A 23,467-nucleotide genomic window follows, 5' to 3' on the forward strand; every position below is an offset into this window, starting at 1 on the left:
TGATGGGCACGTTTTACAGCAACGGACTAAAGAAGTAAAACAGTCGCTCAGCGATCCGCTGCCAGAGTGGTCGTTTTACCCACAAACGGGCATCAAGCAGACGAGAACGCGAAATATAATCATCCTGTACTGCCGCGAGATCACCACCGAATCCGGCATCATCAATGACCAGCGTGATTTCAAAATTGAGCCACAGACTGCGCATATCCAGGTTAACGGTACCGACCAGACTCAGCTCGCCATCGACCAGTACGCTCTTGGTGTGCAGTAAGCCACCTTCGAACTGATAGATTTTAACGCCAGCCGCCAGCAGCTCAGTGAAAAAGGCCCGGCTTGCCCAGCCAACCAGCAGGGAATCATTCTTGCGTGGAAGAATAATACTGACGTCGACCCCGCGCTGCGCCGCTGTACAGATCGCGTGCAGCAGATCGTCGCTGGGAACGAAGTAGGGCGTGGTCATTATTAAATATTCACGCGCCGAATAAGCCGCGGTTAACAGCGCCTGATGAATCAAATCTTCAGGGAAGCCAGGTCCCGAAGCGATTGTGTGAATGGTGTGGCCACTGGCCTGCTCAAATGGCATGATATTGACGTCTGGCGGCGGGGGCAGAATGCGCTTGCCGGTCTCAATTTCCCAGTCGCAGGAATAGACAATGCCCATAGCGGTGGCTACCGGGCCTTCCATTCTCGCCATCAAATCCACCCATTGCCCGACGCCGGCATCTTGTTTGAAGAAACGGGGATCGACCATGTTCATGCTGCCGGTATAAGCAATATAGTTATCGATCATGATCATTTTGCGGTGCTGACGCAGGTCCATACGGCGTAAAAATACACGCATCAGGTTTACTTTCAGCGCTTCAACAACCTCGATACCCGCGTTACGCATCATCGCCGCCCATGGGCTGCGGAAGAACGCCACGCTACCCGCGGAATCCAGCATTAAGCGACAGTGAATTCCACGCCTTGCGGCAGCCATTAATGACTCGGCGACCTGATCGGCCATACCGCCTGGTTGCCAGATGTAGAACACCATCTCGATGTTGTGACGCGCCAGTTGAATATCACGGATCAATGCCTGCATCACGTCCTCTGAACTGGTGAGCAACTGCAGTTGATTCCCTTTAACGCCAGCGATTCCCTGACGACGCTCGCACAGCTTAAATAAGGATGACGCGACACTGCTGTTTTCCTGCGCAAAAATATGCTTACAGGCTTTTAGATCGTTCAGCCACTTGGCCGTTGACGGCCACATTGCCCGGGCGCGTTCGGCGCGACGTTTACCCAGGTGGAGCTCACCGAAGGACAGATAAGCAATGATCCCTACCAATGGCAGAATATAGATGATCAAAAGCCAGGCCATTGCGGAGGGCACTGCGCGTCGTTTCATTAGAATGCGTAATGTTACGCCAGCAATGAGTACCCAGTAACCCAGAATGACCAGCCAACTCACCACGGTGTAGAAGGTTGTCATAAATTTAAAAATCCTTTTGAAAGCGTATTGTTAAGAGTTTACGCATCAGGATTAATCTGGCAAATAAAAACACGGGAAAACCACTGGTCTGCATTCGGTGTGGCGTTATAATGGCCGCTCAGTGACTGAAAGAGTAGTAAACATGAAGCGTAGTAGAACGGAAGTGGGACGCTGGCGGATGCTGCGTCAGGCTAGCCGCCGTAAAGCACGTTGGCTTGAAGGACAATCGCGCCGTAATATGCGTATCCATACCATCAGAAAGTGTATTCTCAACCATCAACGTAACTCGTTGCTGTTTGCGATTCACAACATCTGATCTCAAAAGGGCACCGCTGTCGGTGCCCAATGTCTGCTTTTCGTTTTGTTTTTAAAATACTTTTTTGTACGGTTTTACTGAAACCTGCGCATAAACACCTGCCGCCACGTAGGGATCGGCTTCAGCCCACGCCTGCGCGGCTTCTAAAGATTCAAATTCTGCAATCACCGTTGAGCCGGTAAAGCCTGCGGCGCCCGGATCGTTACTGTCAACCGCTGGCATGGGACCCGCCGTGAGCAAACGGCCTTCGTCATGAAGGAGTTGCAGACGAGCCAGATGAGCAGGGCGTACGGAAAGACGTTTTTCGAGAGAGTCTGCGATATCTTGAGCGTAAATAACGTACAGCACGGGTAGAGCTCCTTGAACGGTAAAAGGTCATATTTACGTTATTGGAAAGGCCTGGTAACTGCAACGGAAAGATAACTAATATGTTAAGGCCATACTTTGAAAATGGTTTTTTATCATAAAATCGCGTTTTAAATGCCAGTTAGCTTCACGGTCTTATTGAATATGATTGCTATTTGCATTTAAAATCAGGGCCTGGTTTTTTTACTGAAACGATTATGACTTCAATGACCCTTGATTTACCTCGTCGCTTTCCCTGGCCTACGTTACTTTCTGTCGGCATTCATGGTGCTGTAGTGGCAGGTTTGCTGTATACCTCGGTACATCAGGTTATTGAACTGCCTGCGCCAGCGCAGCCGATCTCCGTTACGATGGTTGCGCCTGCCGATCTTGAACCGCCTCAGGCCGTTCAGCCGCCGCCGGAACCCGTCGTCGAGCCTGAACCGGAGCCAGAACCGATCCCCGAACCGCCAAAAGAAGCGCCGGTAGTGATTGAGAAACCGAAGCCCAAGCCTAAACCGAAGCCAAAACCGGTGAAAAAGGTGGAAGAGCAGCCGAAGCGTGATGTTAAACCAGCAGAGCCGCGTCCGACGTCCCCGTTTGAAAATACGGCGCCTGCGCGTCCAACAACCAGTACCGCTCCGGCAACCACTAAACCGGCGGTGAGTGCTCCATCGGGTCCGCGAGCCTTAAGTCGTAATCAGCCTCAATATCCGGCACGTGCACAGGCGTTGCGCATTGAAGGCCGTGTGAAGGTCAAATTTGACGTGACCTCGGATGGCCGGGTTGAAAATGTGGAAGTTCTGTCCGCACAGCCTGCGAATATGTTTGAGCGTGAAGTGAAAAATGCGATGCGCAGATGGCGTTATGAAGCCGGTAAGCCAGGTTCCGGGCTGGTGGTGAATATTGTTTTCCGCCTGAACGGCACAACACAGATCGAGTAAGCATCAGGCCGGATTTGGCGTTACGCCGCCAAATCCGGCAGAATGATTGCCGGATGGCGATGCTTGGGCGTGCTATCAGGCCAGGGAGGGAATCGGCCGCGGTTTACCGTCTTTATCAACGGCAACGTAGATAAACAGGGCTTCGGTAGCTTTATAGCGCTGGCCGATAGGTTCTGAAGCGACTTTCTTCACCCAGACTTCAATATTAATGCTGATCGAGGTCGTCCCGCGTTTCACGCAGCGTGCATAGCAACAAACCACATCGCCCACGGCAACCGGGCGCAAAAAGCTCATTCCTTCAACCCGCACCGTGACCACGCGACCATGTGCGATCTCTTTGGCCTGAATAGCGCCACCTATATCCATTTGTGACATCAGCCAGCCGCCAAAAATATCACCGTTTGCGTTGGTATCGGCAGGCATAGCCAGAGTGCGTAAAACCAGTTCGCCCTGGGGAGTGTTATTCGTTGTTGTCATTGTAGAACCGACTATAGAGAAAGATTACAGGCGCGATGCTACTAGAATTTACGCGCTGAGAACAGAGGGGATGCGGCCTGCGGGGCGGAAGTAAGCCAGGTTGATGGCAACAAGGAACTCGAAGGGATAAAAATTCGCCAGATCCGGAGATCTGGCGAGCATTTATTACGATTTATCTTCCTGCGGAAGGTGGCGGTAAATATAGACTCCGCTCAGTAACGTAAATAGTAAAGTCAGGGCGGTCAGGCCGAACACTTTAAAGTTGACCCAAATATTCTGCGGTAGCCAAAACGCGATATAGATATTCGCCAGACCGCACAGGATAAAGAAGACGGCCCAGGCGAAGTTAAGTTTTGTCCAAACCGGCTGTGGCAAGCTCAGCTCTTTACCTAACATGCGCTGAATCAGCGGCTTTTTCATTACCCATTGGCTAACCAGCAGCGCACCGGCAAACAGCCCGTAAATCACCGTTACTTTCCACTTAATGAATTCATCATTGTGGAAGAAAATGGTCAGGCCACCGAACACGGCTACCAGAACAAAAGTGATCAATGCCATCTTCTCGACCTTGCGATAGCGGACCCAGCTGTAAATCAAAACCACAGCCGTCGCAACAATCAGCGCCGAGGTCGCCGCGTAGATGTCATAGAGCTTATAAAAAGCAAAAAAGACAACCAGCGGTAAAAAATCAAGAAACTGCTTCATTCTTCGATTCCGTCATCAAAAGCACCGGGTACAAGCCCGGAATGCGTTCAGGGTTTATTGGCGAATTAGCATGTACAGGCGGAACAAATAGATCAGCAACACGGCGGAGATCATATTGCTCAGCGTGTTCGCCAATACCGCGCCTACATTTGGCGTAAGTACCGCAAAACTTGGCGCAAAAAGCAACAACAACGTTTTTGCCAACAGCCAACCGATCACTGCTGGTGCAACCAGGCGCATATTCGACCACGCCAGACGCATACTGTTGCGCATCGCGGCAAAGACACCCATTTTGTCCTGTACTAACATCACCGGTGCAAGTGCCAGCAGGATAGCCAGCAGAATACCGGGTACCACCACCAGCATAATACCGATTTGCACCAGCAGAGTAGTCAGAAAAATCAGAATAAACAGCTTCGGCAAAACCGGCGCGCTGGCACCGATGGCGCGTAACGCGCTGACCCGATGACCGGCTGAAATCAGCTGAATCATCAGGATAATACCTCCGGCGAGGATGGCATTACCAATCAGACCGGAAAACGTCGACGCCGCTGAAGCGCGTAGCAAAATTTGCTGTTGCTCCGGGGTCATGTTTTGCACCAGATCGAACAATCCCACGCTGCTGGTTAACTGATCGCCTTCACTAAGTTGTGCAATTTGTGCGTCGGTGGGAGAAAAGGCATGCCCTAACACCACTGTGATAAACGCGCACAACAACGATACCAGCAAGATGGTAATGAATTGATTACGGAAAAAGTTTCCCGTGTCACGGTAAACGGATTTCGCCGTGATAGACATGCACTCTCCTTGAGTTTTGCAGGTGTTCATTTGTGGGCAATTGTACCCTGGATAACTCTACAGTGGCAGCATCGCGCGGTGTATGGAAAAGCATATCTTTGTAAAGCCCCGGTAATTTTTGACTATGACTTCAGCGTCATGCAAGAACGTTGGTTGTTCTCTGCGCATCACGAACAAATAACCATCGCTATTCTGCAACGGAGGTCAGGTACTTGCGTGGCGAAAATATATCAAAATTGATCTGAATTAAGTTAACCAGGATTTTGAATGCAAGTTCTAACTTAATCTGGATCAATAAATGTTAAATTATCAAAGTCAATGTGATCCAGGTTAGATCACTTATTACTCCAATGTGGGTATATTCGTTCCGCTTTTATAACCATAACGATGGAGCGGACATGAAAAAATTAACAGTTGCAGCAGTGGCTTTAACAACTCTTCTCTCTGGTAACGTATTTGCGCATGAGGCCGGAGAATTCTTTATTCGTGCAGGTTCTGCCACCGTCAGACCGACGGAAGGCGCGGGTGGTACGCTGGGGAGCCTGGGTGGCTTTGATGTCAGCAATAACACGCAGTTGGGTCTGACATTTACCTACATGGCAACCGACAATATCGGTGTTGAATTACTGGCAGCCACGCCGTTCCGCCATAAAATTGGCACTGCCACAACAGGTGATATTGCGACCGTTCACCATTTACCACCAACCTTAATGGCACAGTGGTATTTCGGCGATTCCAGCAGCAAACTGCGTCCGTACGTTGGTGTCGGTGTGAACTACACCACCTTCTTTGACGAAGGCTTTAACAATAACGGCAAAGAAACCGGTTTATCTGACCTGAGCCTGAAAGACTCCTGGGGCGCAGCAGGGCAAGTGGGTATGGACTATCTGATTAACCGCGACTGGCTGATTAACATGTCGGTCTGGTACATGGATATCGATACCACCGCGAGCTACAAACTGGCTGGCGCGCAGCAGCATGACAGCGTACGCCTCGATCCGTGGGTGTTTATGTTCTCCGCGGGTTATCGCTTCTAAGTCCGTGATTAAAATACTGAAAAGCTGATCGCTCCACGGTCAGCTTTTTTATTACCAGTTTATTTCTTCCTGCCTTTCTCCCCGTCGATGTAATGCTACTCTTTAAGCAAACTGGCTTTGAGGGCATTGACGATGATGTTGACTCGCCACCTGCTACAACAAAAAATCACACTTTTGGAACCATTCACCGGAGATGAAACGGCAGAGTTCGCCGTGAGCGCCGCGCGTGACTTATTGAATTTTATGGATAAAATTGAAGTGCTGGAGAAACGCATTGCGACTCCGGTTAAACTACCTTATTGCAGCGCCAGTCCTGTTTGTGAGATTGAAGCGGGCTATGCCGCAGGCGTGAGCGATTGTCGTGAGGCCATTCGTCGGGCAGGGTATCCGATTGATGGTGATGATTAGTTTGCATTTATGTTAACAAAAATGTGCTTTTATTGTATAAGTCTGTAACTTTAGCGCACACAATGGCGGGCTTCTAAGGCATCAGCTTAGGGACGGTTAACATTCTCAATCAACATACAGCGCAGTTATGCAACGACAGAAACGGGTAACCGGTTTGGCAATATGTTAACTATCAGGGTGAACTCGTGAAGATTGTGCAGGACAAGCTCAGAAACAGGCAGGCACTGCTGGTATCAGGGCTCATTACGTTGATATTTACGTCGTTGTTTCTGTTTATAATTTATGAGCAGCGGATGGCTGCAGTCAGTGACGGTGTTAACCGCATGCAAGCGCGCATGATGGACATTTTTAACGATAATGAGCTGATCGCCGATGCGATTGGTGAGCGCTATCACCATATTAAATCGGGTGAGCAATGTGGCGATATTTCACAATTTGTTCCCCGCAATGAGATTGAATGGGGAATTAACGCCGACCCAAAGCGTCTGCATTCGGTAACAGGGACAATTATTGCCCAGCAAGCCAGCCACAACGCGCTGTGTATGTATACGGCGGCGGAGTTTATTCGCGGTATGGTTAATGAGCTAAATCCGGGCAGCTTCGATGCACATCGTTATATTATCGCCAAAAATTCAGATTATTTTTACTGGTTTATGGCTTCCGATTCGCGCAACTTCAGTTTCTCAAATTCTGAAATGGCGCGGGATCTCACCAACTTTTTCTATCCGCCGGTCGATTTCTATACCCGACTGTTGCAAAAAAACGTCAAAAACAAAGCCCTTAGTTCAACGAACTTCTATACCGATAAAATTACCGGTGAAAAAGCTTACAGCGTGGTGAGCTATATCTACGATCTGTCTGGCAAAGAGATATCAGACCAAATCGTGGCCTATCTGGTTTATGACCATTCAAAGCCCGAATTGCAGGAAGCGTTGGCTCAAGCATTTGACTACCAGCTCCCACCAGAGCTGAATGTGGAATTGGTAAATTTGACCAACAATGAAAGTCTCTGTTTATCCGGTAAATGTACAGGTCAAACCCGTTTTTTAGTGCGCAATTTTTCGGAGAAATATGCGCTGCACTATTCGCTTTCATTAGGCCGTTTTATGACGCGCGATACCCATGCCGGGATCGTGATCCTGCTGGCGCCGTTCTTTTTCATCATGATTAGTTTTTCGCTAAAATCATGGCTAAACGAAAGCGACCTGAAGGTTTATATAGACACCCTGACCGGTTGCTTTAATCGCCGAATACTCGACATCATCAAGCGCCGTGATTTATCCCACTGTTCGGTGGTGCTACTGGACTGCAATAAGTTCAAGGCCGTCAATGATACCTGGGGTCACGCGGCAGGCGATCGTGCGTTGCAAATTATCGCCAACAGGATGTTATCAAACACCCGCACCAGTCACGATATTGTGATTCGTACCGGCGGGGATGAATTTATGATCCTGCTGTTTCGCTCGCAGGCAACTGATGCCATCGCAATCGCTCAACGTATCAGCGGGCAGGTGACCAGCCATGTGTTTGTAGTGGACGGTCATACCGTGCCATTGTCAGTATCGTGGGGGATTGCAGAGGTGAACGGTGAACTGGATGTGGCTATTCAGAATGCAGATAGCGCCATGTATAAAATGAAGCACACGAAAGAAGCGTAAAACCGCCAGAAGTCTCTGGCGGTTGATTTAGCTTACTGCCGGGTGGCGGCTTTCATCGCGCTGACAAAAGCTTTCAGCTCAGCCAGCATCTGTTCCGGTGCCGCAACATTTTTCTCAATGATTTTCACTATTGCCGAGCCGGAAATTGCGCCGGCAGCGCCAGCGTCAATCGCGCCGGTTACCTGCTCAGGCGCAGAGATACCAAACCCCTGTAAAGAAGGCGGAGCATCATATGCTTTCAACTTTTCGACCAGGTGATGCAGCGGTAACGCCGCTCGATTTTCTGCACCGGTCACGCCCGCACGCGAAAGCAAATAGGTATAGCCGCGGCCATGAGAGGCTATCTGGCGCAGCAGTTCTTCATCAGCGTTCGGTGGGCAGATAAAAATTGGCGCAATGTTGTGGCGGAGCGCTGCAGCTCTGAATGGCGCGGACTCCTCAACGGGAACATCGGCCACTAACACGGAATCCACGCCCACTTTTTCACACTGGGCGTAAAACTCGTCAATGCCCTTGCTAAACACCAGGTTGGCATACATCAGCAAGCCAATGGGAATCGTAGGGTGCTTCTGGCGAATCAACGCCAGCATTTCAAAGCATTGCGACGGCGTGACGCCGGCGGCAAATGCACGCAGGGTAGCTTCCTGAATGGTTGGACCGTCAGCCAGCGGATCGGAGAACGGAATACCGAGCTCAAGGGCATCGGCACCGGCTTCAATCAGCGTATCAATGATTTTCAGTGACTGCTCAACAGACGGATCGCCCAGGGTTACGAAGGGGACAAAAGCACCTTCTTTGCGGTCCTTCAGCTGTGCAAACAGATTTTCGTAACGTTCCATCAGATTTCCCCTCGCGCTTTCAGAATATCGTGTACGGTGAAAATGTCTTTGTCGCCGCGACCGGAGAGATTAACCACCAGTAACTGCTCTTTTTCCGGGTTTTCACGCATCATTTTCAATGCGTGTGCCAGGGCATGGGAGGACTCCAGCGCCGGAATAATCCCCTCGTGCAGACACAGCGTTTTGAAGGCCTCAAGCGCTTCGTCGTCGGTGATCGAAACATAATCGGCGCGACCAATGCTGTTCAGGTACGCATGCTGCGGCCCGACAGACGGGAAATCCAGCCCCGCGGAAATAGAGTAAGACTCTTCAATCTGTCCTTCTTCGGTCTGCATCATCGGGGACTTCATGCCGAAATAAATCCCGACACGACCATGCTTCAACGGTGCGCCATGTTCCCCTGATTCAATCCCATGGCCGCCAGGCTCGACGCCAATCAGACCGACGCTGGTTTCATTAATAAAGTCCGCGAACATACCGATGGCGTTAGAACCGCCGCCCACGCAGGCGATAACCGCGTCCGGCAGGCGACCTTCTTTTTCAAGGATCTGCGCTTTAGTTTCCTCGCCGATCATGCGCTGAAATTCACGAACAATGGTCGGGAAGGGATGTGGACCCGCCGCCGTACCGAGCATATAGTGCGCGGTATCGTAGCTGCCAGACCAGTCGCGCAGCGCTTCGTTACAGGCATCTTTCAGCGTTGCAGAACCGCTGTGAACCGGGATAACTTCAGCCCCCATCAGACGCATACGGAAAACGTTTGGCGACTGGCGTTCAACGTCTTTTGCACCCATATAAATACGGCATTTCAGCCCCAGCAGCGCGCTGGCGAGAGCTGATGCAACACCGTGCTGGCCCGCGCCGGTTTCGGCGATGATCTCCGTTTTCCCCATACGCTTCGCCAACAACGCCTGGCCCAGCACCTGGTTGGTTTTGTGCGCGCCGCCGTGCAGCAAATCTTCACGTTTGAGATACAGCGTAGTGTTGGTGCCTTGAGTAATGTTCTGGCATTTGGTCAGTGCAGTTGGACGACCAGCATAGTTTTTCAGCAGGTCTGTAAACTGCGCCTGAAATTCAGGATCTTTTTGCGCGCTGACAAAAGCTTCTTCCAGCTGGCGCAGAGCAGGCATCAGAATCTGTGGCACATACATACCGCCAAATTCACCAAAATACGGATTGAGTAATGTTGTCATGTCCTTTTCCTTAATATGCGCGCAGCGTCTGAAAGACCGAAGCCAAAAGACGTGCATCCTTGATGCCCGGCTGTGACTCTACGCCAGAATTGAAATCGAGACCGGCACAGCCGGTTTTTGCCGCGTCAACGCAGTTATCAGCGCCGAGTCCGCCAGCCAGTAAAACGTTATCCAGCGATTGTCCGCCTAAAAGTGACCAGTCGAAGCGTTGACCGCTGCCGCCCTGACCATTGTCGAATACGTATTTATCGACGTGCTGATAATCACGAGCTGGCAACGTTTCACTGACGCTTAACGCCTTCCAGATTTGCACCTGTTCGGGGAGCGCGTCGCGCAGGGCGTCAACATAGGCCTGGTCTTCGCTACCATGCAATTGCACGGCTGTTAGCCCCAGAGCCACCGCTGTTTCGCGCACGTCGGTGATCTCTGCGTTGCGAAACACCCCGACATATTGCAGCGGTGCGCCGGTCATGACCTCGCGTGCGCGTTCAACGCTGACCGCGCGTGGCGATGTGGACACAAAAATCAACCCGCCGTAAATGGCACCCGCTTCGTATGCCGCGTTTGCATCCTGAGCCCGGGTTAAACCGCAGACTTTATTTTCGCCGAGCAGAACGCGACGCACGGCAGCATGCAGATCATCATGCGACATCAACGCAGAGCCAATCAGAAAACCGTTGGCGAAGTGGCTGAGTTCTCGCACTTGACCATAGGTATTGATACCGGACTCGCTGATGACGGTTACGCCATGACCCAGTCGCGGCGCTAACTGGCGGGTGCGATTCAGATCGATCGACAGGTCGCGTAAATCACGGTTGTTGATACCGACCACTTTGGCACCCAGTGCGATAGCACGCTCCAGCTCTTCATCGTTACTGACCTCGGTCAGTACGCCCATTTTCAAACTGTGGGCGACGGCGGCGAGTTGACGATATTGCTCATCATCAAGCACCGACAGCATCAGCAGACAGGCGTCCGCCTGATAGAAACGCGCCAGGTAAATCTGGTAAGGATCGATAATAAAGTCCTTACACAGAATCGGCTGCGGTGCGATGCGGCTGACGATGGGCAGGAAATCAAAGCTCCCCTGAAAATATTTCTCATCGGTCAGTACGGAAATCGCAGAAGCATATTGTTTATATACGCCCGCAATCTGTGCCGGGTCGAAGTCATCACGGATCACGCCTTTTGACGGAGACGCTTTTTTGCACTCCAGAATAAAGGCGGTGCGTGCACCTTGCAGCGCATCGTAGAAATCACGAGAGCTGGGTTGAACATCATTCTGAAAGCTGGCCAGCGGTTGTTGCTGTTTGTGGGCTTCTACCCAAATCGCCTTGTCTGCGACAATTTTCGCTAAAACGGTTTGCATCATTTACCCTCTTGCTGCCAGTGCAGTGACACGGTCATAGGCCGCGCCGCTGCGCAGTACATTAATCACGGTTTGCGCATTGGCTTTTAAATCTTCTTCACCGTGCAGACGCATTAACATGGCGACATTCGCGGCAACAGCAGCTTCATGAGCGGCTTCACCTTTACCTTGTAACAAGCGACTAAGAATGTCACGGTTTTCTTCCGGCGTGCCGCCAGCCAGCTGTTCCTGGTGGTAAGGTGTCAGGCCAAAGTCTTCTGCCGTCAGTTGATAGCTCTTGATTTCGCCATCATGCAGCTCTGCCACAATGGTCGGTGCATGCAGGGAAACTTCATCCATGCCTCCGCTGTGCACCACGGCTGCCCGCTGATACCCCAACACGCGCAGCGTTTCGGCAATCGGCAGCACCAGTTCCGGACTGTAAACTCCGATCAGCGCCAGCGGCGGATGTGCCGGGTTAATCAACGGGCCGAGGACGTTAAACAGCGTACGGGTTTTCAACTGTTGGCGTACCGGCATAGCATGGCGAAAACCGGTGTGGTATTTCGGCGCAAACAAGAAACACACACCGAGGTCGTCAAGTGCCTGACGGGATTTATCGGCGTTCATATCCAGATTGATGCCAAAAGCCGCTAACAGATCCGAAGAGCCCGACTTGCTGGAGACGCTGCGGTTGCCGTGTTTGGCGACTTTCAGTCCGCAAGCGGCCGCCACAAAGGCGCTGGCGGTGGAAATATTGATACTGTTGCTGCCATCACCGCCGGTACCGACAATATCGGCAAACAGATAATCAGGTCGCGGGAACGGGGCGGCGTTTTCCAGCAGCGCGGTTGCCGCACCGGCAATTTCATTCGGGTGCTCGCCACGAATTTTCATGCTCACCAGCGCCGCAGCCAGTTGTTCCGGCTTCAGTTCACCGCGTACCACGGCGGAGAACAGCTGGTGGCTTTCCTGCTGAGACAGCGTCTGGGCCTGATACAGTTTCTCCAGAATAGGTTGCAGCGTATTAGTCTGTTCGAGTTTCTGTTGCGCCCAGGCCAGCGTTTGCTCCAGCAGACGTGCGCCCTGGGTGGTCAGAATGGATTCTGGATGGAACTGGAAGCCACATACGCGATCGGTATCGTGACGTACCGCCATCACCATGCCGTTAAAGTGGGCGTTGATGGTCAATCCGGCCGGAACGTTGCTGCCAACCAGCGAGTGATAGCGCGCCACCGGCAGCGGATTTGCCAGACCGGCGAACATTGCCTGACCGTCGTGTTCAATGCTGGACGCTTTGCCGTGCAGGATTTCCCCCGCCTGTCCCACGTATCCACCATAGGCCTCAACAATGGCCTGATGCCCCAGACAAATGCCGATGATCGGCAGCTTGCCGCGCAGGCGGGTTAACAGCTCCGGCATGCAGCCCGCTTCGCTTGGCGCACCCGGACCTGGAGAGAGCATCAGCACCGGATTTTTCATGGTCGCTAAGCGGTCTATTAATGTCTGGGCCGGAATATGGTTGCGGTAAATCACCACGTTATGACCGTTAGTACGCAGCTGATCTGCCAGGTTATAGGTAAAAGAGTCGATATTATCGAGCAGCAGAATATCAGCCATTAGAAGGTCTCCTGTGCGTGGTGTGCGGTGGCGATAGCACGCAGAACCGCACGCGCTTTATTACGGGTTTCATCGGCTTCTGACTGCCCAACGGAATCCAGAACAATTCCGGCGCCAGCCTGTACGGTGGCAATACCGTCTTCCACGAGGGCGGAACGAATCACAATACAGGTATCCAGATCGCCATGGGCCGTGAAGTAACCTACTGCACCGCCATAGCTGCCGCGACGACGGCCTTCGGCCTCGGCGATAAGCTGCATGGCGCGAACTTTCGGTGCTCCGCTTAGCGTACCCATGTTCATACAGGCGCGGTAAGCATGCAGCACATCCAGATCGCTACGCAGCTCGCCGACTACGCGGGAAACCAGGTGCATAACGAAGGAATAACGATCCACTTTGGTGAGGTCAGCAACGTAGCGGCTGCCAGGCGTGCAGATGCGCGCCAGGTCGTTACGCGCCAGGTCTACCAGCATCAGGTGCTCGGAAAGCTCTTTATGATCGGTACGCATCTCCAGCTCAATACGGCTGTCGAGATCGCGGTCCAGCGAACCGTCCGCACGACGACCGCGTGGGCGGGTCCCGGCAATCGGGTAGATTTCAATCTGCCGGCTGGTGGCATCGTATTTCAGCGAGCTTTCCGGAGAAGCGCCGAACAGGGTGAAATCGTTGTCCTGCATAAAAAACATGTACGGGCTGGGGTTACTTTTCTTCAGCACATAGTAGGCCGCCAGCGGTGACGGGCAGGGCAGCGAGAAACGACGGGATGGAACAACCTGGAAAATTTCGCCAGCGCGAATGGCCTTTTGCATACCACGAACCACGGCGGCAAACTCTTCATCGCTCTGATTGCATTCGCAGCGCATGTGCGGAACTTCAGTGACGGGCAGCGGCGGCGCAGATTCGGTAAGCTGCTGGCTCAGTTGCGCCAGACGGGCATTAAGACGCTGTTTTTCTGCATCGCTGGGGGTAAATATGCTGGCCTGAATGCGGGTGCTTTTCTTCTGATGGTCGATGACCATGAGCGTTTCTGCCAGATAGAAGCAGTAGTCAGGGCAACGGTTGCCCGCTTCAAGCTGAGGTAAATCTTCAAAACCGGCAACCAGGTCGTAGGAAAACAGACCGCCGAAGAACATCGCTTCACGTTCTTGCGCAGGAACATTAACCAGCTCCTGCAATAAACGGAAGGCATCAAATACGGAAAGGGAACATAAGCGGGCGTCTTCATCCAGCAGCGGGCTAACGGCAGGGAATCGCAGATGGCGACCATTCGGCTGTTGTTTGTTCTCAACGCCCGCTGGCAGGGCAGCATCCAGCAGCGGCAGCAGCGATGCGCCGTTAGCGGATAATGCCTGAATGGTGACAGTGTCACCGATGGCGGTAATGCGTAATGCGCTGTCGACCAGCAGCAAGCTCTTCAGATCGTCTTTGCTGTCGATATCGGCAGATTCCAGCAGCAGCGTTGCCGGACGTGCGCCACACACCTGATGAAACAGCGCCGTCGGATTTTCACGGTAGGCGGCATCGCAGGCAAGCAGCTCGAGTGTCGGTTTTTGTGTTTGCATCGTTATTCTCATTAATTTTGTTCAAAAAAAAGCCCGCTCATTTGGCGGGCCGGGTATCTGGTTGCATATTGCAGACGTAAGACACTGCCCGAAATCAGGAAGTGCGCCACCAACCGTGCAGAACAAATGTTGCTTTCATCTCAGATACCTTCTTCATGTGAACTTGCGTACTAGTTAACTAGTTCGATGGAATAAAGTCAACACCTGATTTCAGTATATTTGTCTAAACCGCTATGATGGGCGGGTTAAGACATTTAGTGAAACGGGAGCCGCATTGAGCGACACGAATTACGCAGTGATTTATGACCTGCACAGTCATACTACAGCCTCCGATGGGCGATTAACGCCAGAAGCCTTAGTACACCGTGCGGTAGAGATGCGAGTCGGTACACTGGCGATCACCGATCATGACACCACGGCGGGTATTGCGGCAGCAAGAGAAGAAATTTCACGTGCGGGTTTAGCGTTAAATTTGATCCCTGGCGTCGAGATATCAACTGTCTGGGAAAACCATGAGATCCATATCGTGGGTCTGAACATTGATATCGCCCATCCAATGATGTGCGAATTTCTGGCGCAGCAAACGGAACGTCGTCAGCAGCGCGCGCGCCTGATTGCTGAACGACTCGACAAAGCGCATATTCCCGGCGCGTGGGAAGGGGCATTACGCCTGGCTGATGGCGGGGCGATCACTCGGGGGCATTTCGCGCGTTTCCTGGTGGAGTGCGGAAAAGCCACAACCATGGCGGATGTCTTTAAAAAATATCTTGCTCGTGGGAAAACCGGTTACGTTCCGCCACAGTGGTGTACAATAGAACAAGCTATTGATGTCATTCATCATTCTGGCGGTAAGGCAGTTCTGGCTCATCCTGGGCGGTACGATCTTAGCGCTAAGTGGCTGAAAAGACTGGTTGCGCATTTTGCTGAACATCACGGCGACGCGATGGAAGTGGCACAGTGCCAGCAGTCTCCCAATGAACGCACCCATCTGGCGACGCTTGCGCGTCAGCATCAACTGTGGGCATCGCAAGGGTCTGATTTTCATCTACCCTGCCCATGGATTGAGCTGGGTCGTAAACTCTGGTTGCCCGCAGGCGTAGAAGGCGTCTGGCAACTTTGGGAACAGCCCGAGACCACAGAGAGGAAAGTATGAGCCAGTTTTTTTATATTCATCCCGAAAACCCACAGCAGCGACTGATCAATCAGGCCGTTGAAATCGTGCGTAAAGGAGGGGTGATCGTCTATCCAACTGATTCCGGCTATGCGTTGGGTTGCAAAATTGAAGATAAAGGCGCAATGGAGCGCATTTGTCGCATCCGTCACCTGCCGGACGGGCACAACTTTACGCTGATGTGTCGTGACCTGTCCGAACTGTCGACCTATTCGTTTGTCGACAACGTGGCCTTCCGTTTAATTAAAAACAACACGCCGGGCAACTACACGTTCATCCTGAAGGGGACGAAAGAAGTACCACGTCGACTGTTGCAGGAAAAACGTAAGACCATCGGTTTGCGTGTACCCTCGAATCCGATTGCGCTGGCGCTGCTGGAAGCGCTGGGCGAGCCTATGCTCTCTACATCACTGATGCTGCCGGGCAGCGAATTTACCGAGTCAGATCCGGAAGAAATCAAAGATCGTCTGGAGAAAGTGGTGGATTTGATTATCCACGGTGGATATCTCGGTCAGCAGCCAACCACGGTCATTGATTTAACCGATGATTCCCCGGTGGTATTGCGCGAAGGCGTCGGCGACGTTAAACCTTTCTTATAAGGGCGCGAACCGCTATACTACGCGGCCTTAAAATGGCGCTGACTGGCGCCGTTGATTCTCCTGTTCGACGCCTGTGAAGGCGACATCTAAAGGAAGCTCTATGAGCGAAAAGTTACAAAAAGTGCTGGCGCGCGCTGGCCACGGTTCTCGCCGTGAAATTGAATCCATAATTGCCGCGGGTCGCGTGAGCGTTGATGGCAAAATTGCCACGCTCGGCGATCGCGTTGAAGTTACGCCGGGTCTGAAAATCCGTATCGACGGTCATCTGATTTCGGTGAAAGAATCTGCGGAGCAAATCTGCCGTGTTCTGGCTTATTACAAGCCAGAAGGTGAACTGTGTACCCGTAACGACCCGGAAGGTCGTCCGACCGTGTTTGATCGTCTGCCAAAACTGCGCGATGCGCGCTGGATTGCCGTGGGACGTCTGGACGTGAATACCTGTGGTTTACTGCTGTTTACCACCGATGGCGAACTGGCGAACCGTCTGATGCACCCAAGCCGCGAAGTTGAACGTGAATATGCGGTGCGTGTGTTTGGTCAGGTTGATGACGCAAAACTGCGCGATCTGAGTCGTGGCGTGCAGCTGGAAGATGGTCCGGCCGCATTTAAAACGATCAAGTTCAGCGGCGGTGAAGGGATCAACCAGTGGTATAACGTCACGTTGACCGAAGGGCGTAACCGTGAAGTCCGTCGCCTGTGGGAAGCCGTGGGCGTGCAGGTAAGTCGTCTTATCCGTGTACGTTACGGTGATATCCCACTGCCGAAGGGCCTGCCGCGTGGCGGCTGGACGGAACTTGACCTCGCGCAGACCAACTATTTGCGTGAACTGGTGGAACTGAAGCCGGAAACCACCTCTAAAGTTGCCGTCGAGAAAGATCGTCGCCGTATGAAGGCAAACCAGATCCGCCGTGCGGTGAAGCGCCACTCTCAGGTTGGCGGCAGCCGTCGTCTGGGCGGTCGCAGCAACAACGGTTAATCATGAGTAGGCCTGATAAGCAACGCGCCATCAGGCGTTAGCGTGGAGCCGGATGCGGCGTAAGCGCCTTATCCGGCCTACTATCAGTAATCGATCCCCATCTGGGCTTTCACGCCCGCTTCAAAGGCGTGCTTAACCGGCCGCAGTTCGCTGACCGTATCCGCTAACTCCAGAATATCGCGATGACATCCACGACCGGTGATAATAACCGTTTGATGGGCAGGGCGCGCGTTTAGGGCATTGATGACCTCGTCGAGCGGCAGATAGTCGTATGCAACCATGTAGGTCAGCTCGTCCAGTATCACCATATCCAGCTCAGCGTCGGCCAGCATCCGCTTGCCGTGTTCCCACACTGCCATGCAGGCTGCGGTGTCCGACTCGCGGTTCTGCGTTTCCCAGGTAAATCCTGTCGCCATGACCTGAAACTCAACGCCGTGGGGTTCGAGTAAGTTACGTTCACCGTTTGGCCACGTCCCCTTAATAAATTGCACTACGCCGACTTTTTTACCGTGGCCTACTGCGCGCGTGGCGGTACCGAACGCGGCGGTGGTTTTACCCTTACCATTTCCGGTGAACACAATAATAATCCCGCGCTCGTCTATGGCGGCGGCAACACGGGCGTCAACCCGGTCTTTTACGCGCTGCTGGCGCTGCTGATAGCGTTCTTCACTCATTGGGCGATTCCTGGTTTACGGCCCGGCTGGGCATCGAAAGTCATACCGGTTTTACGGCGGCTGTCATCGCCCATCAGCCACAGGTAGAGCGGCATAATATCGGCGGGGGTTTTCAATTTTTGCGGATCTTCTGTCGGGAACGCGCTGGCTCGCATGCCGGTACGCGTTCCACCAGGATTGATACAGTTTACGCGCAGGTGGCGGTTCTGATATTCATCAGCCAGAACCTGCATCATTCCTTCGGTAGCAAATTTGGAGGTGGCGTATGCCCCCCAGTTGGCGCGCCCCTGGCGACCGACGCTGGAGGAGGTAAAGACCAGCGATCCGGCATCTGATTTGAGCAACAACGGTAACAATGCCTGAGTCAGCATAAAGGTGGCGTTCACGTTTACCTGCATCACGTCCTGCCATACCTGCGGGTTTTGCTCGCTCATCGGGCAAATGTCACCGAGCAATCCGGCATTATGCAGTACGCCATCCAGACGCGGGAAATGCGCGGCAATGCGCTGTGCGAGCTGGTGGCATTCGTCAGACGTACAGGTGAGCAGATCCAGCGTGAACCAGTGTGGTTGCGTACCTTTTTCTTCGGCGATGGAGCGGGCAACCTGACGCAGTTTTTCTTCGTTACGCCCTAACAGAATAACGGTCGCGCCGTAACGCGCGTAGGTCTGTGCGGCTTCACGCCCGATACCATCGCTGGCACCGGTGACCAGAATAATGCGGTCCTGTAGAAGATCTTGTTTCGGTTGATAATGCACGGCTACTCCTCGGCGACGTCCTGGCCATCTCGTTCGCGATAACTTTTGGGCTTTATGCCTTAAACCCTGTTCTTTTTCAATCAGCCAAAGGCAATAACACCGCAAAATGAACGCGTTGTCATGCTTTTTACTGAATGGATGAAGCAAGACGGGTTAACAAGGCTGTTGTACACTGAGCGAAAGTAGCGTTGTTTAACCAAGGTGGGTCACGTGGAATTGTTGTCTGAATATGGGTTGTTTTTGGCAAAAATTGTCACTGTCGTGGTGGCTATTGCGGTGGTAGTTATGCTGATCGTAAACGCGACACAACGCAAACGTCAGCGTGGGGAATTGCGGGTTATTAATCTCAGCGATCAATATAAAGAGATGAAAGAAGACCTGTCGCTGGCCTTATTGGATGGGCATCAGCAAAAATTCTGGCATAAGGCGCAGAAAAAGAAACACAAGCTTGAGGCGAAGGCCGCTAAGGCAAAAGCGAAACTGGGAGACAGTACGTCATCTGATAAACCACGGGTATGGGTACTTGATTTTAAAGGCAGTATGGATGCCCATGAGGTCAGCGCATTACGCGAAGAGGTGACGGCAGTGCTGGCGGTCGTTAAACCCCAGGATCAGGTCGTAGTTCGTCTGGAAAGTCCGGGCGGCGTAGTACACGGCTATGGCCTGGCCGCGTCCCAGTTACAACGTCTGCGCGATAAGCAGATCCCGCTGACCGTTACGGTAGATAAAGTCGCTGCGAGCGGCGGATATATGATGGCTTGCGTGGCGGATAAAATTGTCTCGGCGCCGTTTGCTATTGTCGGCTCTATTGGCGTTGTGGCACAGATCCCGAACTTTCACCGCTTCCTGAAAGGGAAAGATATTGATATCGAACTGCACACCGCCGGACAGTACAAGCGTACGCTGACCTTACTTGGTGAAAACACGGAAGAAGGGCGGCAGAAATTCCGCGAAGACCTGAACGAAACCCATCATCTGTTTAAAGATTTTGTACAGCGCATGCGTCCGGCTCTGGACATTGAGCAGGTTGCCACGGGTGAACACTGGTTTGGTCAACAGGCGCTGGCCAACGGGCTGGTGGATGAGATCAATACCAGTGATGAGGTGATCCTCGGACTGATGGACGGTCGTGACGTATTAAACGTACGTTATCTGCAGCGTAAAAAACTGATGGACCGTTTTACCGGCAGTGCCGCCGAGAGCGCCGATCGTTTACTGATGCGCTGGTGGCAGCGGGGGCAAAAACCGCTGATGTAAAATTGTAATTGCCGGATGAGGCGCAGCCGTCATCCGGCAAATCATTTCTCGTGTTAATCGATCAAGTGATACTTTTCAGAAAGTACGTGCGCCAGATGTTTAAACATATTAAACACCGCCGTACTTTTGGGCGTCGGTAGCCCTTGCTCGTCTAAAAAGTAATCTCCGCTGAAAACCAGCACGCCATTTCGCTGCGTTACGCCGGTGGCGACAATCCCCGCCAGCGTGTCCTCATGCTCACGAATGATTTTGTTGGCTTCAATCAGCAGTGTTTCGCGATCGATGGGTTGAGTGTCTTTATGCATTATTTACTCCTTAAACAAGGACATTAGTCTACGCCGAGCCCGGCTTATGGGCAAATATTCCCTGACTTAAATGAAGGTCTTACGACAGTGTTGCAAGTGGCGAGATTTGTTTTTGCATGCTAATAAAGTTGCGTAACGCATTTTATCAGGTACAGTGTGACGCTTTCGTCAATCTGGCAACAGATTTGCTTGACATTCGACCAATACTCCGTCGTGCTATAGCGTTTGTGAGCGAAAAAGCCTGTTAACTCAGTTACATGAGAGTTACATTACAAGCGTGAATCAGTTTAAGGGTTGATATCCGCCGACGCAGAGACCATATCGATGTCTCGTCGCAAGTGGAAGGTGAATCAACGTGCGACGCATTCTGGAAGAATCAAATTAGGTAAAGGTGAATATGGGTAAAGCTCTTGTCATCGTTGAGTCCCCGGCAAAAGCCAAAACGATCAACAAGTATCTGGGTAATGACTACGTGGTGAAATCCAGCGTCGGTCATATCCGTGATTTGCCGACCAGTGGCTCAGCAACTAAAAAGAGCGCCGACTCAACCTCCACCAAAACGGCTAAAAAGCCCAAAAAGGATGAACGTGGCGCTCTCGTCAATCGTATGGGTGTTGACCCGTGGCACAACTGGGATGCGCGCTATGAAGTGCTGCCCGGGAAAGAAAAAGTTGTTTCTGAACTGAAGCAACTGGCTGAAAAAGCCGACCACATCTATCTCGCAACCGACCTTGACCGCGAAGGGGAAGCCATTGCGTGGCACCTGCGGGAAGTGATCGGCGGCGACGACACCCGCTACAGTCGCGTGGTGTTTAACGAAATTACCAAAAACGCTATTCGTCAGGCGTTTGAAAAACCGGGCGAACTGAACATCGACCGCGTCAATGCGCAACAGGCGCGCCGCTTTATGGACCGTGTTGTGGGCTATATGGTGTCGCCGCTGCTGTGGAAAAAAATTGCGCGAGGCCTGTCAGCAGGCCGCGTACAGTCGGTTGCCGTGCGTCTGGTGGTTGAGCGTGAACGCGAAATCAAAGCATTCGTTCCTGAAGAGTTCTGGGAAATTGATGCTAACACGACGACGCCAGGCGGCGACGCGTTACCGCTTGAGGTGACGCATCAGAATGATAAACCGTTCCGTCCGGTCAACCGGGAACAAACGCTTGCCGCCGTTAGCCTGTTGGAAAAAGCGCGCTACAGCGTTCTGGAACGTGAAGATAAGCCGACCAGCAGCAAGCCGGGTGCGCCGTTCATCACCTCCACGCTACAGCAGGCCGCCAGCACGCGTCTGGGCTTCGGCGTGAAGAAAACCATGATGATGGCGCAGCGCTTGTATGAAGCGGGCTACATCACTTATATGCGTACTGACTCAACCAACCTGAGCCAGGATGCGGTGAACATGGTTCGCGATTACATCAGCGATAATTTCGGCAAAAAGTATCTGCCGGAGAGCGCGAACCAGTACGCCAGCAAAGAGAACTCGCAGGAAGCGCACGAAGCTATCCGTCCTTCCGATGTCGCCGTTCAGGCGGAATCGCTGAAAGATATGGAAGCCGATGCGCAAAAACTGTATCAGCTGATCTGGCGCCAGTTTGTTGCCTGTCAGATGACGCCTGCTAAATATGATTCCACCACGCTAACGGTGGGCGCGGGTGATTTCCGTCTGAAGGCGCGTGGTCGTATTCTGCGCTTCGATGGCTGGACGAAAGTGATGCCTGCGCTGCGTAAGGGCGATGAAGACCGCATTTTACCAGCGGTGGATAAAGGCGATACGTTGACGCTCATCGAACTGACACCAGCGCAACACTTTACCAAACCGCCTGCGCGCTTCAGTGAAGCTTCGCTGGTAAAAGAGCTTGAAAAACGTGGTATTGGTCGCCCATCCACGTATGCGTCGATCATTTCTACGATTCAGGATCGCGGTTATGTTCGCGTTGAGAACCGTCGCTTCTACGCTGAAAAAATGGGTGAAATCGTCACCGATCGTCTGGAAGAAAACTTCCGCGAACTGATGAACTACGATTTTACCGCGCAGATGGAAGACAGTCTCGACCAGGTGGCAAATCACGAAGCCGAATGGAAGGGCGTACTCGACAACTTCTTCACTGATTTTACTCAGCAACTGGATAAAGCCGAGAAAGATCCTGAAGAGGGCGGTATGCGTCCGAACCAGATGGTGCTGACCAGCATTGATTGCCCAACCTGCGGTCGCAAGATGGGTATTCGTACCGCCAGCACCGGCGTTTTCCTGGGTTGTTCTGGCTATGCGCTTTCCCCGAAAGAGCGTTGCAAAACCACCATTAACCTGGTGCCGGAAAACGAAGTGCTGAACGTGCTGGAAGGCGACGATGCGGAAACCAACGCTTTGCGCGCCAAACGTCGCTGCCAGAAGTGCGGCACGGCGATGGACAGCTACCTTATCGATCCTAAGCGCAAGCTGCATGTATGTGGTAATAACCCTACCTGCGACGGCTATGAGATCGAAGAAGGCGAATTCCGCATCAAGGGTTATGACGGTCCTATTGTTGAGTGCGAGAAATGTGGCTCTGAAATGCACCTGAAAATGGGACGTTTCGGCAAGTACATGGCGTGTACCAACGACGAGTGCAAAAATACCCGTAAGATCCTGCGTAACGGTGAAGTTGCTCCACCGAAAGAGGATCCGGTTCCGTTGCCGGAACTGCCGTGTGAAAAATCTGATGCGTATTTCGTGTTACGTGATGGTGCTGCAGGTATCTTCCTGGCGGCAAATACGTTCCCGAAATCACGTGAGACACGTGCGCCGCTGGTTGAAGAGTTGTACCGCTTCCGCGATCGTCTGCCGGAAAAACTGCGCTATCTGGCAGATGCGCCGCAGACTGACCCGGACGGCAACAAGTCGATGGTTCGTTTCAGCCGTAAAACCAAGCAGCAATACGTTGCTGCGGAGAAAGACGGTAAGGCGACCGGCTGGTCCGCGTTCTTCGTTGACGGTAAATGGGTAGAAGGGAAGAAATAACAGCATTC

24 protein-coding genes, 1 pseudogene and 1 other annotated feature are annotated in these 23,467 nt (G+C 52.4%); of the genes and pseudogenes, 10 read left to right on the forward strand and 15 right to left on the reverse strand.

Translation table 11 applies throughout. The features are described 5' to 3' along the window. Window positions 1–13: 13 nt before the first annotated feature. The gene (gene cls / locus HV237_RS11180; RefSeq protein ID WP_016156727.1) at window positions 14–1,474 is read right to left on the reverse strand and encodes a cardiolipin synthase; all 1,461 of its coding nucleotides are present in this window, start codon (window positions 1,472–1,474) and stop codon (window positions 14–16) included. Window positions 1,475–1,616: 142 nt separating this feature from the next. Here cls and HV237_RS11185 point away from each other — a divergent pair, with 142 nt between their 5' ends. Then, window positions 1,617–1,790, forward strand: a complete 174-nt coding sequence (locus HV237_RS11185) for a YciY family protein (RefSeq protein ID WP_016153268.1) — start codon at window positions 1,617–1,619, stop codon at window positions 1,788–1,790. 51 nt (window positions 1,791–1,841) lie between these two features. Here the strand turns inward: HV237_RS11185 and HV237_RS11190 are convergent, their stop codons facing one another. Further along, on the reverse strand, window positions 1,842–2,138 hold the full coding sequence (locus HV237_RS11190) for a YciI family protein (RefSeq protein ID WP_003020675.1): 297 nt from the start codon (window positions 2,136–2,138) through the stop codon (window positions 1,842–1,844). Between the two features lie 224 nt (window positions 2,139–2,362). Here HV237_RS11190 and tonB point away from each other — a divergent pair, with 224 nt between their 5' ends. After that, on the forward strand, window positions 2,363–3,079 hold the full coding sequence (gene tonB / locus HV237_RS11195) for a TonB system transport protein TonB (protein ID WP_016156660.1): 717 nt from the start codon (window positions 2,363–2,365) through the stop codon (window positions 3,077–3,079). Window positions 3,080–3,154: 75 nt separating this feature from the next. Here the strand turns inward: tonB and yciA are convergent, their stop codons facing one another. The 4 genes and pseudogenes from yciA to HV237_RS26185 form a co-directional block, all read right to left on the reverse strand. Next, window positions 3,155–3,556, reverse strand: a complete 402-nt coding sequence (gene yciA, locus HV237_RS11200) for an acyl-CoA thioester hydrolase YciA (RefSeq protein WP_016153266.1) — start codon at window positions 3,554–3,556, stop codon at window positions 3,155–3,157. Between the two features lie 165 nt (window positions 3,557–3,721). Further along, on the reverse strand, window positions 3,722–4,261 hold the full coding sequence (locus HV237_RS11205) for a septation protein A (protein ID WP_016153265.1): 540 nt from the start codon (window positions 4,259–4,261) through the stop codon (window positions 3,722–3,724). Between the two features lie 54 nt (window positions 4,262–4,315). Beyond that, complete coding sequence (locus HV237_RS11210; protein ID WP_016153264.1) at window positions 4,316–5,059, reverse strand: YciC family protein; 744 nt, start codon at window positions 5,057–5,059, stop codon at window positions 4,316–4,318. Window positions 5,060–5,087: 28 nt separating this feature from the next. After that, window positions 5,088–5,174 (reverse strand): annotated as a pseudogene (locus tag HV237_RS26185) (YkgJ family cysteine cluster protein); the annotation flags it as partial. Between the two features lie 283 nt (window positions 5,175–5,457). On the opposite strand from HV237_RS26185, the gene ompW reads away from it, so the two are divergent. The 3 genes from ompW to HV237_RS11225 all read left to right on the forward strand — a co-directional run bounded on the left by ompW (window position 5,458) and on the right by HV237_RS11225 (window position 8,162). Further along, on the forward strand, window positions 5,458–6,096 hold the full coding sequence (ompW, locus tag HV237_RS11215) for an outer membrane protein OmpW (protein WP_016153263.1): 639 nt from the start codon (window positions 5,458–5,460) through the stop codon (window positions 6,094–6,096). 132 nt (window positions 6,097–6,228) lie between these two features. Further along, window positions 6,229–6,504, forward strand: a complete 276-nt coding sequence (locus HV237_RS11220) for a hypothetical protein (protein WP_047358084.1) — start codon at window positions 6,229–6,231, stop codon at window positions 6,502–6,504. 185 nt (window positions 6,505–6,689) lie between these two features. Further along, window positions 6,690–8,162: a GGDEF domain-containing protein gene (locus HV237_RS11225; protein ID WP_047358085.1), complete on the forward strand. Its 1,473-nt coding sequence runs from the start codon at window positions 6,690–6,692 to the stop codon at window positions 8,160–8,162. 32 nt (window positions 8,163–8,194) lie between these two features. Here the strand turns inward: HV237_RS11225 and trpA are convergent, their stop codons facing one another. The 6 genes from trpA to trpL form a co-directional block, all read right to left on the reverse strand. Beyond that, entirely contained in the window at window positions 8,195–9,001 is an 807-nt protein-coding gene (gene trpA, locus HV237_RS11230) for a tryptophan synthase subunit alpha (RefSeq protein ID WP_016156657.1), read from the reverse strand. Then, window positions 9,001–10,194 carry a tryptophan synthase subunit beta gene (gene trpB / locus HV237_RS11235; RefSeq protein ID WP_003020645.1) on the reverse strand — a complete coding sequence of 398 codons (1,194 nt, stop codon included), beginning with the start codon at window positions 10,192–10,194 and terminating at the stop codon, window positions 9,001–9,003. The genes trpA and trpB overlap by 1 nt, the downstream gene beginning before the upstream one ends. Before the next feature lie 10 nt (window positions 10,195–10,204). Then, window positions 10,205–11,563, reverse strand: coding sequence for a bifunctional indole-3-glycerol-phosphate synthase TrpC/phosphoribosylanthranilate isomerase TrpF (gene trpCF, locus HV237_RS11240; RefSeq protein WP_047358150.1), 1,359 nt, complete (start codon window positions 11,561–11,563; stop codon window positions 10,205–10,207). Between the two features lie 3 nt (window positions 11,564–11,566). Further along, on the reverse strand, window positions 11,567–13,162 hold the full coding sequence (trpD, locus tag HV237_RS11245) for a bifunctional anthranilate synthase glutamate amidotransferase component TrpG/anthranilate phosphoribosyltransferase TrpD (RefSeq protein WP_003020639.1): 1,596 nt from the start codon (window positions 13,160–13,162) through the stop codon (window positions 11,567–11,569). Then, window positions 13,162–14,724: an anthranilate synthase component 1 gene (locus tag HV237_RS11250; protein ID WP_047358086.1), complete on the reverse strand. Its 1,563-nt coding sequence runs from the start codon at window positions 14,722–14,724 to the stop codon at window positions 13,162–13,164. Before HV237_RS11250 ends, trpD begins: the two co-directional genes overlap by 1 nt. A 23-nt stretch (window positions 14,725–14,747) precedes the next feature. Continuing rightward, window positions 14,748–14,842: a sequence feature (Trp leader region), on the reverse strand. Beyond that, entirely contained in the window at window positions 14,819–14,863 is a 45-nt protein-coding gene (gene trpL / locus HV237_RS11255) for a trp operon leader peptide (RefSeq protein WP_012905981.1), read from the reverse strand. (Overlaps the previous feature by 24 nt.) A 135-nt stretch (window positions 14,864–14,998) precedes the next feature. Between trpL and rnm the strand changes: the two genes are divergently transcribed. The 3 genes from rnm (at window position 14,999) to rluB (ending at window position 17,470) form a co-directional block, all read left to right on the forward strand. Then, window positions 14,999–15,877: an RNase AM gene (gene rnm, locus HV237_RS11260; protein WP_029139558.1), complete on the forward strand. Its 879-nt coding sequence runs from the start codon at window positions 14,999–15,001 to the stop codon at window positions 15,875–15,877. Continuing rightward, window positions 15,874–16,494 carry an L-threonylcarbamoyladenylate synthase gene (locus HV237_RS11265; protein WP_016153256.1) on the forward strand — a complete coding sequence of 207 codons (621 nt, stop codon included), beginning with the start codon at window positions 15,874–15,876 and terminating at the stop codon, window positions 16,492–16,494. Before rnm ends, HV237_RS11265 begins: the two co-directional genes overlap by 4 nt. Window positions 16,495–16,594: 100 nt before the next feature. Further along, the gene (rluB, locus tag HV237_RS11270) at window positions 16,595–17,470 is read left to right on the forward strand and encodes a 23S rRNA pseudouridine(2605) synthase RluB (protein WP_047358087.1); all 876 of its coding nucleotides are present in this window, start codon (window positions 16,595–16,597) and stop codon (window positions 17,468–17,470) included. Window positions 17,471–17,553: 83 nt separating this feature from the next. On the opposite strand, the gene cobO is transcribed toward rluB, so the two are convergent. Further along, on the reverse strand, window positions 17,554–18,144 hold the full coding sequence (gene cobO / locus HV237_RS11275; protein WP_016156652.1) for a cob(I)yrinic acid a,c-diamide adenosyltransferase: 591 nt from the start codon (window positions 18,142–18,144) through the stop codon (window positions 17,554–17,556). Then, complete coding sequence (locus HV237_RS11280) at window positions 18,141–18,902, reverse strand: YciK family oxidoreductase (protein WP_016156651.1); 762 nt, start codon at window positions 18,900–18,902, stop codon at window positions 18,141–18,143. The genes cobO and HV237_RS11280 overlap by 4 nt, the downstream gene beginning before the upstream one ends. Before the next feature lie 210 nt (window positions 18,903–19,112). On the opposite strand from HV237_RS11280, the gene sohB reads away from it, so the two are divergent. Then, window positions 19,113–20,159, forward strand: coding sequence for a protease SohB (gene sohB / locus HV237_RS11285; RefSeq protein WP_016153253.1), 1,047 nt, complete (start codon window positions 19,113–19,115; stop codon window positions 20,157–20,159). Window positions 20,160–20,212: 53 nt separating this feature from the next. Here the strand turns inward: sohB and HV237_RS11290 are convergent, their stop codons facing one another. Next, window positions 20,213–20,464 carry a YciN family protein gene (locus HV237_RS11290; RefSeq protein WP_003020616.1) on the reverse strand — a complete coding sequence of 84 codons (252 nt, stop codon included), beginning with the start codon at window positions 20,462–20,464 and terminating at the stop codon, window positions 20,213–20,215. Window positions 20,465–20,861: 397 nt separating this feature from the next. Here HV237_RS11290 and topA point away from each other — a divergent pair, with 397 nt between their 5' ends. Beyond that, a complete protein-coding gene (gene topA / locus HV237_RS11295; protein ID WP_016153252.1) occupies window positions 20,862–23,459 on the forward strand; it encodes a type I DNA topoisomerase in 2,598 nt (865 codons plus the stop codon). Window positions 23,460–23,467: the final 8 nt, after the last annotated feature.

It is taken from the genome of Citrobacter sp. RHBSTW-00570, from assembly GCF_013739755.1.
GTDB classification, from domain to species: Bacteria; Pseudomonadota; Gammaproteobacteria; order Enterobacterales; family Enterobacteriaceae; genus Citrobacter; species Citrobacter braakii.